The 11,633-nt window shown below is 43.0% G+C and carries 8 protein-coding genes and 1 pseudogene; 7 read left to right on the top strand and 2 right to left on the bottom strand.

Annotated elements, in window-relative coordinates; genetic code table 11:
* Positions 1 to 4: 4 nt before the first annotated feature.
* The 5 genes and pseudogenes from V7K53_RS03690 to V7K53_RS03670 form a co-directional block, all read left to right on the top strand.
* Positions 5 to 247 (top strand): annotated as a pseudogene (locus V7K53_RS03690) (ABC transporter ATP-binding protein); the annotation flags it as partial.
* 113 nt (positions 248 to 360) lie between these two features.
* A complete protein-coding gene (locus V7K53_RS03685) occupies positions 361 to 1,263 on the top strand; it encodes a helix-turn-helix transcriptional regulator (protein WP_335196291.1) in 903 nt (300 codons plus the stop codon).
* Between the two features lie 327 nt (positions 1,264 to 1,590).
* Positions 1,591 to 2,853: an efflux RND transporter periplasmic adaptor subunit gene (locus tag V7K53_RS03680; protein WP_335196290.1), complete on the top strand. Its 1,263-nt coding sequence runs from the start codon at positions 1,591 to 1,593 to the stop codon at positions 2,851 to 2,853.
* A gap of 265 nt (positions 2,854 to 3,118) precedes the next feature.
* Entirely contained in the window at positions 3,119 to 6,220 is a 3,102-nt protein-coding gene (locus tag V7K53_RS03675; RefSeq protein WP_335196289.1) for an efflux RND transporter permease subunit, read from the top strand.
* A gap of 473 nt (positions 6,221 to 6,693) precedes the next feature.
* Positions 6,694 to 7,179 (top strand): transposase, encoded by a 486-nt coding sequence (locus V7K53_RS03670; protein ID WP_335196331.1) that lies wholly within the window; start codon positions 6,694 to 6,696, stop codon positions 7,177 to 7,179.
* A 422-nt stretch (positions 7,180 to 7,601) separates the two neighbouring features.
* Here V7K53_RS03670 and V7K53_RS03665 read toward each other — a convergent pair whose 3' ends face one another.
* Positions 7,602 to 8,057 carry a pentapeptide repeat-containing protein gene (locus V7K53_RS03665; protein ID WP_292724889.1) on the bottom strand — a complete coding sequence of 152 codons (456 nt, stop codon included), beginning with the start codon at positions 8,055 to 8,057 and terminating at the stop codon, positions 7,602 to 7,604.
* Between the two features lie 301 nt (positions 8,058 to 8,358).
* Positions 8,359 to 9,222 carry an alpha/beta fold hydrolase gene (locus tag V7K53_RS03660; RefSeq protein ID WP_335196288.1) on the bottom strand — a complete coding sequence of 288 codons (864 nt, stop codon included), beginning with the start codon at positions 9,220 to 9,222 and terminating at the stop codon, positions 8,359 to 8,361.
* Between the two features lie 208 nt (positions 9,223 to 9,430).
* Between V7K53_RS03660 and V7K53_RS03655 the strand changes: the two genes are divergently transcribed.
* Both V7K53_RS03655 and V7K53_RS03650 read left to right on the top strand, forming a co-directional pair.
* Positions 9,431 to 10,249 carry a DUF1206 domain-containing protein gene (locus V7K53_RS03655; protein ID WP_335196287.1) on the top strand — a complete coding sequence of 273 codons (819 nt, stop codon included), beginning with the start codon at positions 9,431 to 9,433 and terminating at the stop codon, positions 10,247 to 10,249.
* 33 nt (positions 10,250 to 10,282) lie between these two features.
* On the top strand, positions 10,283 to 11,437 hold the full coding sequence (locus V7K53_RS03650; RefSeq protein WP_335196286.1) for a glycoside hydrolase family 10 protein: 1,155 nt from the start codon (positions 10,283 to 10,285) through the stop codon (positions 11,435 to 11,437).
* The last annotated feature ends 196 nt before the right edge of the window (positions 11,438 to 11,633 follow it).

Below are 11,633 nucleotides of genomic sequence, written 5' to 3'. Positions count from 1 at the left end.
CTAGATTGCGATCGCTCGTGTATTAGTCAACCATCCCAAAATCGTCCTAGCTGACGAACCAACTGCCGCATTAGATAGCAAATCCGGTCGAGATGTAGTCAACCTTACGCAGACATTAGCCAAAGAACAAAGCTGTACCATTCTACTCGTCACCAATGATAACCGAATTCTATATCTAGCCGATCGCATTGTGCAAATGGAAAATGGCAAACTGACCAACCATGAAGTTTTAAGCGCAGCCGTTTAGCCCTCGTAAATTGGCGAAGGTATTGCTAAAGCTATCCCTTTAGAAATATATTAAACTGAAGTCATTACGATTACAGTAAGCCTTGGCAATTTGACTGATAGAGGGTGTGAATCATGGCAGGGGAAGAGACTCAGAGAGTTGACTTGGCTAGCAAAGCTGATTCTTTTATGCTCTATCCGCACAAAGCTCTGGTTTCAAGCGCCTCAGCAGATTGGGATCGGTTTTATCTTCAATACCACCGTCAGCCACCGTATGAAATGGTTGAACACTCCTGTACGCAGCACCGGATCATTATTCACGATCGCACGCTGCAATCACCTATGATTGAGACCATTGAAGAACTAACCCAACCGACTCAAATTAGCTATGGAACGATCACAGTTATACCAGCAAATGCCCGAAACTGGGCGTGTTGGAATACTGAACATCAATTTATTGCGTTGGCTTTTGAATCGACACTATTAGCGCAGCACATTGCAGAAGCGCCCGACGACATAAAAGATGTTGAACTGACACCCACTCTCAGTCGTCCCGATCCCTTAATTCATAGCATTGGATTAGCCCTTAAAACAGAACTGGAATCGAATGGGATGGGGGGACGTCTCTATGTGAACGCAATGACGACTGCGTTAATAGCTCACCTGTTATGCCATTATTCTACTCAGAAACAGATGCTTCCGGCAGTCGCAAGCGGTTTGCCAAAACGCAAATTGCAGCAGTTGGTGGATTATATTCATGCTCATCTAGAACAAGACTTGACATTATCGGCTTTAGCCGCAGTGGTTCATATTAGTCCGAGTTATTTCTCTAGCTTGTTCAAACAGTCAACAGGTTTGGCACCCCATCAATATGTGATCCAGTGCAGGATAGAACGTGCCAAGAAATTGCTATTGCAAGATGAACTACCGATCGCAGAAATTGCCCAAATTCTTGGCTTTACCCATCAAAGTCACCTCAGTCGTCACTTCAAACGATTAGTTGGGGTCACTCCTAAAGCCTTTCTCAAAAGTCAGTAAGAATGTGTCCAAAATCGAAAGAACGTGCAAGACAGGGTTGATGCAGTTTTATAGAGTTTATTTATAAAGATTTTTCTTTATAAAACCAACGCAATTTTAGCAATACAGTTGCCAGTTTTCTCATCAGCAAGCGATCGAGTCAGATTTTGCTGACGATCGCCATCATTACCGTAACCAATTTGTGTTGCCATCAAACCGTTATGACGACAAATCAAAAATCAGAGAATGTGCAACAAAGTTTTGAGTCTGTTTTGAATACTCAACATCGTTAGTGTGACTCACGCAAGTGATTAGCGAAAAGGAACATCGTCTTCTATAAAAGGAGTTATGAGCAAGAGCATATCAAAGCTAAGGGGTATTAGCTACCTCTTTTCAACTGTTTTAATCCTGACGTTTGCAGGAGCCTGTCATTCTGTTGATTCCAATGCAAAAGCAGAAAAAGCACAAGCTACCGCAGCCGTTCGCGTCAAACTTGCCTCAGTCCAAGCTGGAAAAGTTCGCAACACCTCAGAATTCATTGGTCGGTTAGAGTCGAGGCGCTCGATCGCACTTCACCCCCAAGTCGATGGGCGAGTCGCTCAAATCTTCGTTCAGCCTGGAATTGAAGTTGCAGTGGGCACTCCTCTGATTCAAATCAATCCCGATCGCCAACAAGCCGAGATTAGCAGTTTTCGTGCTGCCGCCGCCTCAGCCCAAGCAGACGTTGAAAGTGCCAAAGCTTCACTAATTCCTTTAGAAGCCGATCGCCGCGCTAAAGCGTCAGATGTAGCACTGCAACAGCAGCAATACGATCGCTACTCAACCCTGTACCAAGAAGGCGCAGTCAGTCAAGAAGTGTTAGATGGCAGGCACAATAACCTTGATAATGCCAAAGCAGAACTTGATGCCGCTAAAGCTCGAATTGAAGCACAGCGAGCGATCGTTGCCAGTAAGGAGAAAGTCTTCCAACAGACGGCTGCCAATGTTAGGGGACAGCAGGTTGAACTTCAGTACTACCAGATTATTGCTCCTTTTGCCGGGACAATTGGCAATATTCCTACAAAGGTGGGTGATTATGTCAGTCCTTCTACTCAACTTGCCACCATTACCCAAAATCATCCTTTGGAAGTCAATTTATCAGTACCCTCGGAACGCGCTGCTGATTTACGACCAGGAATGACTGTACAGCTCATTAATCAACAGGGCAAGTTGATTGGCAACAGTCAAGTTTTCTTTATCTCACCTAATGTCAATAATCAAAGTGAATCTATCTCGATCAAGGCGCTCTATACCAATCCAGACGGGCGTTTACGAGCCGATCAACAAGTGCTGTCACGAGTGATTTGGGATGAGCGTCCAGGTGTGCTTGTACCGGCGGCGGCAATTTCCCGTTTGGGTGGGAAAGATTTTGTTTTCGTCGCTCAGAAAGCTGATACAGACCTAGTGGCTCGTCAAAGGCCTGTGATCCTGGGTGAAGTGGAAGATGGAAACTATCAGGTGATTGAAGGGCTGAAACCCGGCGAACAAATTGTCGTTTCTGGACTTCAGCAACTCTCTGATGGAACAGCAATTCTCTCAGAAGCGATGAAAGCGATCGTGTCCAGTTCATAGCGTAGATATCTGAGGCATGAAGGATTAGGGATTTCCAAGAAATAAAATAAACGAACCACAGAGACGCAGAGAACACAGAGAGAGGAGAAATGAGAGGGGTTTTGGGTCAGTTTTGGGATATTTTTTATTTGGAAGTACCTTATGAGATTTCTGCTCATGTTGGCAGTCTTCAACTTCCTTATGTGCGATCGGTGTGTTAGTTGCCGCAGGTGTAGTTTAGGTTCACTTTTGATTTCAGGAAATTTGATGCATTACAGGTTATGCTATGTTCGTCAATTTTTTTCTCAAGCGTCCTGTCTTTGCCATTGTTTCTGCTCTGATCGTCATCCTGGTTGGGGCAGTCAGCGCTTTTACACTTCCGATTGCTCAATATCCAGAAGTTGCACCGCCTCAAGTGGTTGTGAAAGCGACCTACACTGGAGCCAGTGCAGAAGTTGTAGAATCAGCTGTCACGGTGCCATTGGAGCAAGAAATCAACGGCGTGGAGGGACTGAAATACATCACTTCTACGAGTGGCAATGATGGCAGCAGCACAATCACCGTCACGTTTGATTTGTCACGTGCCATCGATCTGGCGGCTGTGGATGTGCAGAATCGGATTAAAGCCGCAGAGGGTAGGCTACCTGAAGAGGTGCAGAAGACAGGCGTAACGGTGACAAAAACCTCTACACAACTAATTTTGGCGATCGCTCTCTACTCCGAAAATGGCGAATATGACAACCTATATATTAGTAATTATGCAGATTTGTTTCTCAAAGATGGGTTAAAGCGCGTTAACGGTGTAGGCGAGGTGCGGTTCTATGGCGAGCGCAAGTATGCAATGCGCCTATGGCTTGATCCCAATCGACTTGCCGTGCGTAATTTAACGGCGGCAGATGTCGTTAACGCCCTACGGGAGCAGAATGCACAAGTCGCAGCCGGACAGTTAGGGCAACCACCCACGTCAGGCAATCAGCCCTACCAGTTCAGTGTCCGAGCATTAGGTAGGCTGACCGATCCGAAAGAGTTTGGCGAGATGATTGTCAAATCAGATGTAGATGGAACGCTTGTCAAACTTAAAGATGTGGGGCGCACAGAACTGGGAGCCGAAGATTACAGCATCCTGGTTCGCTTCAATGGCAAGAGTGCAGTAGGCATCGGAGTTTCGCTGCGACCTGGGGCAAATGCTCTAGATGCAGCAAGAGAAGCAAGGGCAGAATTAGAGCAACTGGCTAAACAGTTTCCACCTGGACTCAAGTATGCGATCGCACTCGACACGACGACCTTTGTTGAAGAATCTATGCATGAGGTGATTAAGTCTCTGTTTGAGGCGATCGTCTTGGTGATCGTTATTATCTTCATCTTCTTGCAGGACTGGAAAAGTACGCTGATTCCATCGATTACGATTCCAGTTTCCTTAATCGGTACATTTGTATTCACAAAACTATTTGGTTTTTCAATTAACACGCTGACACTGTTTGGCTTGGTTCTAGCAACTGGACTGGTGGTTGATGATGCCATTATCGTAGTCGAAAATATCGCTCGTTTCATCCAAGACAAAGGGATGTCGCCTCGTCAGGCTGCCTCTGCTGCAATGCAGGAAATCTCTGGCGCAGTCTTGGCGACTTCCTTAGTGCTAGCAGCTGTATTTATTCCAGTCGCTTTCTTTCCAGGCACAACTGGGCAACTTTACAAGCAGTTTGCATTAACCATTACCTTTTCGATCGCGGTTTCGACTTTCAATGCCTTAACCCTGACTCCAGTTCTTTCAGCTATTTTGCTTCGCAGAGGCAGCGATCGGCGAGGATGGTTTTTCACTCCCATCAATCGCGTACTGACAGGGCTACAGACGGGATATAACTGGGCTTTGAGTCATTTAATGCGGTTCAAAACTGTAATTGTTTTTGGCTTTGTTCTCTCTCTAGCATTGACCTACTGGATATTTCAACAAGTACCAACAGGGTTTGTACCAACTGAAGACCAAGCCTATTTTGTTGTAACCATTCAAGCACCGTCAGGCTCTTCGCTGGATTACACGGATAAGATTATGAATCAAGTTGAACAGGAGCTTCTGAAGATTCCTGAAATCACAGGTGTCTTTGCAGATGCCGGATTCATCTATACAGGCAGTGCTGCGAATCAAGCGACAATTTACGTCACGCTCAAGCCTGTGTCTGAACGCAAAAAAGCCGAGCAGTCGGTTGATAAAATTATGGCGCGATTGAGTCAACCCTTTGGAAACATCATCGGCGCAACCGTCGTTAGCTATCCGGCTCCGGCGGTACAAGGATTAGGCAATTTTGGCGGCTTTCAGTTTGAACTGCAAGAGCAGGTTAACCGGGGCTTTGATACGCTGGCTCAGGCAACAAGCTCACTGGTAAAGCGAGGAAATACGCTGCCTCAGTTGCAAAACTTATATTCCAGCTTCAGCGCTAATAACCCACAGCTACTCGTTAAAGTAGAGCGAGAGAAGGCGAAGGCACTTCAAGTGTCTTTGGAGGACATATTTAGCACACTACAAGTTTTTTTAGGATCTGAGTATGTCAACGATTTTGACTTTTTAGGGCGGATTTACCGAGTTTATGTTCAAGCAGACCAGCCGTTCCGCTCTAGCCCCAAAGATATTAACCGCTTTTATGTTCGTTCTCAAGCTGGAGAGATGATCCCTCTGAATAACTTAGTCGAAATTACTCAAACAACTGTACCTCAACAAATCAGCCACTATAACTTATCTCGTTCTACTGAGATCAACGGCTCACCAGCGACGGGTTACAGTTCTGGACAGGCGATCGCAGCCATGCAGCAGGTAGCAACCGAGCTATTGCCAAAAGGAATGAGCTATGAGTGGTCAGGATTATCGCTTGAACAAGTGCAAGCAGGTTCACAGGTTATTATCATCTTTGGCTTAGGAATTGTCTTTGTATTTCTAGTTCTAGCGGCTCAGTATGAAAACTTTATCGATCCTTTGATTATCCTTTTGGCAGTGCCGCTTGCTCTTTTAGGCGCTCTACTATTTCAACTGATTCGAGGGCTAGAAAATGACATTTTCTGCCAAATTGGATTGGTGATGCTGATTGGCATGGCAAGCAAAAATTCAATTTTGATCGTTGAGTTTGCTAACCAACTCAGAGATACTGGGCTTTCCATTCCCAAAGCAGCTGTTGAAGCGGCTCAGACTCGCTTACGACCCATTGTGATGACCTCATTGGCCACACTTTTAGGCATTTTGCCCCTTGTCACTGCATCTGGTGGCGGAGCAGCCAGCCGACAATCTCTAGGAACAGCCGTTTTTGGTGGGATGATTGTCTCTACGTTTTTGAGTTTATTTGTAGTGCCTGTGCTGTATGTGGCGATCGTTTCTCTACGCGATCGCTTTCAACACCATTAATTTTGCGATCGCGCTACTTTAAAATACTGACTACTAGAACATCGATTCAGTAATCAGGGAAAAAAAGAAAAATCAACTATGTATTGAGTAAATAAGGACACCATGTCTATAGTCAAATTGCGACGTGTAACAAGAATTGATACTAATTGCCGTGCAACCTACACGGGATGAGACACTGTACTATATGCAGTCTTAGGTGTACAAAGACCAACAGTTCGCAAGTGGGGAAGTGACCTCAACTTTGACGGGATACCCAACTACTATATCCGTAATTATGCGGCTGATGCCTTAATAGGTCTAGGAAATCAGAATACAAGAGTTATCACTACTTTAAATAATCTATTAAAATCTAATATAAATGAAAAAACATATCAACTTTTAGTTAAAATCATAGGTAAAATCGGTATTCAGAAACAATAATTTATTAAGTTTTTGAGTGAGCAACTTGAACACCGTAAAGATACAAACTCCCTCTGGAAAAAGGCATAATCCGAATCTATGGTCGTGCACTACGTGGTGAGAGGTTGTACGACTCTTGCCCTAAAAATCGAGGACAAAACATATCATTAATCGGGGCACTAAGTATGGACAGACTAATTGCTACTATGAGCATTCCTGGTAGTGTTAACACCGATGTATTTCTGACCTATGTTCAAGAGGTTCTTGCACCTCAGTTGTGGATGGGAGCAGTCGTAATAATGGATAATTTGTCAGTGCATCACGCGCAGATTATTCAAGATCTGATTGAATCTGTTGGCGCAAAGGTAGTCTTTTTATCTCCTTATTCGCCTGATTTGTCTCCGATTGAATTTGAAGAGTCAAAACTTAAGCAGTGTTTGCGTGCAGCAAAAGCTCGAACTTACGAAGCGCTTAATCAAGTGTTAACCCAAATTATTAATCAGCAAATCTCGTCTGATGATGCTTGGGGCTGGTTCGCTCACTGTGGTCTATTCATATGAAAACCGCTGTAAGTCTTTAATGATGTTTTGTGAGCTATGGAGGGGTCACAATACTCTTATGCAAATAATTGTGCCAAATCAATTGCATCCGGCTGCATCTAGCGAAAAAACCCTCTTTGTGCTAGATACAACTTACGCAAATAATAGGTGAAATCCTGATTTTCAATTAGATTTAATGGGAAATAACAAAGATTTTCAGATTTTGATTGCACTTTCTTGTGTGGATATCAGTGCGATCGCAAAAAGAAACCCCCTCTGCTTTTGCCATAGTAAAGTGATTACAACGCAGAGGGGTTTCATTTTTCTTAATATTTTTGTAGAGGCAGGTTTTCAGGATAATTCTGGCAAAAAATTAGTTTATTTTATTTAAAACCCGCCAAAACCTATGTTGTATTGATTTTAACCTGTGTAATCAGTTGCGCCTATTTCCAATCAGGAATTTCAGCGTCTTCTCCACCAATCCCGATTCCAGTGTTAAATACTTGTGCATCAGTGAGATTTAGATCGTTCATTGATGCTTGATACACATTAGAATCGTGAATTGTAGCACGAGTAAAATTTACTCCGTTGAGATTGACTTGCTTCAAATTCACATTAGTTACATAAGCAGATGTTAGGTTAGCACCTGCCAAGTTTGCACCAGTTAAGTCAGCACCTTCGAGGTTAGCTCCTACAAGGTTAGCTCCTTGGAGCTTCGAGCCTCTCAAGTCAGCACCAATTAAATGAGCGCCACTAAGGTTAGCTCCTGATAGTTCGCACTTAACACATTCCCCAGTTGAAAGCAGCTTTTGTAAATCCTGTGGATTCTCGGCTCTAACCGAGCTAGCGAAAAATAGGGGTGTTGCTAAGGCCATGGCCGCTAATAGCTGGAGTTTCATAATTTTCCCCCTTAATAATCGAGTTGCGTCCGTTCTGTCCCTCACAGTTCTATTATCTCACTAAACTTCGTGAGGTCAATCTATCTTGTGACAATCTAACTTCTGACAAGTTAGTTGCGATCTGAAACAGAGAGAAAATTGATGTCGAAAATGCCATCAATTCCGATTTTTTGGCAAATTTTACCCAATAATTCCTCAAAAATGCTCACTGTTAAATTACTATTAAATCTTTTTAAAAGTAAAAACTGGCGCTATTTGATATAGCTAGTTTGATGAGTATTTATACTTTTGATGGTTTAGCTTAATTCCTCAGAAATTCTCGCATATACTGATTAACCAATTCTGGCTGTTCTTGCTGCACCCAATGGCCACAATTAGGAATGTACTTGATTTGAAAATTCCTAACATAAGCGGCGGTGTTGTAGGTTAGTTCCTTGCCAAGTGCAGTGTCATTTTCTCCCCAAATCATCAGTGTTGGCACTTCCAAAACGCCCCAAGTTGGATTTAGCATTCTCTGTTGAAAAATATTGCGGTAGTAGTTCAACATTGCTGTTAAGGCACCGCGTTTTGCAGCAGCATCTTTGTACGCGTCAATATCCGCTTTAGTGAAAGTACTCTTGTTAACTGCTGTACCTTTAAAAATTGTTTCAATTGCTTGGTAGTCTGAAAATTGTAAGAATAATTCTGGTATCCAAGGTAGTTGAAATAGAAAAATATAGTAACTTCGCTGCAACTGTTGGGGAGTGCGTAAGCCTTGGGCAAATTTGGCAGGATGAGGTAGGTTAAGAATAATTAATCGCTCTACCATTTCGGCATAAGTGTATGCAAAAGCCCAAGCGATCGCACCTCCCCAATCATGTCCAACTAATACACATTTTTGGTATCCTAATCCTTTAATTACTCCCTCAACATCTTTGATAAACTCAGCCATTACATACGCTGATTGCTCATTTGGTTTATCACTATCGTTGTAGCCACGCAAGTCAAGAGCGACGACTTTAAAATCTTGGGCAAATTCTGGTATTTGATGCCGCCAAGAATACCAAAACTCAGGAAACCCATGCAACATCAACATTAAGGGCCCTTCACCTTGGGTAACGTAGTGTAGTTTTACCCCATTGATAGTTATATATTCGTGTTTCCAAGAACTTTCTATTAAAGACATAATTAATCTAAATTCAGCATTAAAAAATACTAAATAATAATACTGTACTGAACAAGTTTAATATTATTTTGAGCAGCCTCACATCTATTGAAAGACAGTATTACGATAGTACTTTTTTGCAAAAATATTAGACAATTTGTCTTGAGATAGATGTGAATCGTGGGTAAATTTTGGTAAAAGGTAGATATAATAATTTTCCCCAACTACCATGACACAACAGTTGACAAACCATGCTTCATTGTGGGTTGAGCGACTGGGACGATTTGGCTATGTTTCCAAGGGAGTAGTTTACGGTATCGTTGGACTACTGGCAGCACAGGCGGCTTTTGGCAGTGGTGGTCAAACAACTGATACCCAAGGCGCTCTCCAAACAATCGTTAACCAGCCATTTGGTCAATTTTTGCTGGCTTTAGTTGCAATTGGCTTGATTGGATACGTAATCTGGCGTTTTGTACAGGCAATTAAAGATCCAGAAAATAAAGGTAATGATGCCAAAGGTTTAGCAATACGAATTGGTTACGCAGTTAATGGCTTGATTTATGCAAGTTTAGCCTTAAGTGCTGTGCAAATCGTTATGGGTACAGGCAGCGGTAAAAATAGTAGTGATTCTACTGAAGATTCAACAGCACGTTTGCTTTCTCAACCCTTTGGTGAATGGTTAGTTGGAACTGTGGGGGCGTTTGTAATTGCTCTAGGTTTCTATCAGTTTTATCAAGCTTTTAGTGGGAAATTTCGTAAAGAACTCAATTTAACTGAATTAAGCAACACAGAAGCCCAATGGGTAATGAGGATTTCCAGATTTGGTTTAGCGGCACGGGGTATAGTATTTTGTATTATCGGTTGGTTTTTAATTGAAGCTGCAAGGCAATCTGACGCCGCTACCGCAGAAGGTTTGGATGAAGTATTACAGACGCTAGCACAACAGCCTAACGGGGCATGGCTTTTGGGTATTGTGGCACTAGGTTTAGTTGCCTATGGGATTTACACAATAATACAGGCGCGGTATCGGCGGCTAGTCAATGTTTAGATGATGCAGTGCCGAGAATTTAAATTTATAGAAATGGCAATAATAGAAACCCGTGGTATTTGGCTCACTACTACTGATAGTAAGGTTCTCAGGTCAAAGCAACGCATTGCTGAGGCGATGGATTTGCTTGCCGAAACGGGATTTAATGCAGTGTTTCCCGTTGTTTGGAACAAGGCAGTAACTTTATATCCCAGTCAAACAATGCAGCAGACCTTTGGAGTCGAAATTGATCCGATGTTTGTGGGCCGTAACCCTTTAGAAGAAGTGGTGGTTGAGGCGCAGCGAGTTGGGTTGAAAGTCATTCCTTGGTTTGAATACGGTTTTGCCAGTTCCTATAATTTGAATGGTGGTGTACTTTTACAGAAAAAACCGGAATGGGGTGCGCGTGATTCTAACGGCAATTTACTGAAGAAAAACGGCTTTGAGTGGTTGAATGCACTCGACTCACAGGTGCAGGAATTCTTCTTGAACTTGGTGCTGGAAGTTGTAAAGAATTATGATGTGGATGGTGTTCAAGGAGACGATCGCTTCCCAGCATTACCCTCTGAAGGTGGCTATGATGAGGGAACTGTCACCCGCTATCGCCAGGAATTCGATCGCAATCCACCACAGAACCACAAGGATAGGCAATGGTTACAGTGGCGTGCAGATATTCTCAGTGAGTTTTTGGCCCGTCTCTATCAGGAGGTGAAAACGGTGAATCCTAAATTATTAGTAGCGATCGCACCTAATATTCATGATTGGGCTTTCCAGGAATATCTGCAAGACTCACCCACATGGCTGAAGCGGGGAATAGCTGATATGATTCAGCCGCAAATTTATCGCCGTAACTTTAGGAGTTATTGTGCGATCGCTGATAAACTGGTAAACCAGCAGTTCACAGATGCAACACTGCCCAAGTTAGCACCGGGAATTCTAATGAAGCTTGGCTCTTACTGTATTAGTCCAGAATATCTGGTGCAGGCAATTGAATACAATCGTCAACTTGGTATTCAAGGAGAGGTATTCTTTTTTTACGAAGGTTTGCGCGAGAATAACAATACCCTTGCTAAAGTTTTGCGCAATGGGCCTTATGCTAAGTCTGCATCATTTCCCACTCTGTCAGATTTGAGTGCAGGTGTTGTGAGTCATAAGACGACATCTTCTATTTGGTCAGGAGTGGAAAATTTGTTAAAAAAGATTTTTTAAGGGAAAAGGCGCGTGGAATATAAATTGCCAGTGGAAAAGGTAATTAATACTTTAAAAAAAGATTTACCGACACTTTTTGAAAAAGATATTTCTTATGACATTTATAGAACCCATTTGACATCTAAGAAGGTGCAGCAAGCCTCTTAACCATCAACCGAATAAAACAAAGATTAACCTTGGCAGTCGCATTAGCTAA

It is taken from the genome of Nostoc sp. (assembly GCF_036917355.1).
Taxonomy (GTDB): domain Bacteria; phylum Cyanobacteriota; class Cyanobacteriia; order Cyanobacteriales; family Nostocaceae; genus Nostoc.
The sequence above is the reverse complement of the archived record's forward strand: the minus strand, read 5'-3'. Positions and strand labels throughout refer to the sequence as shown.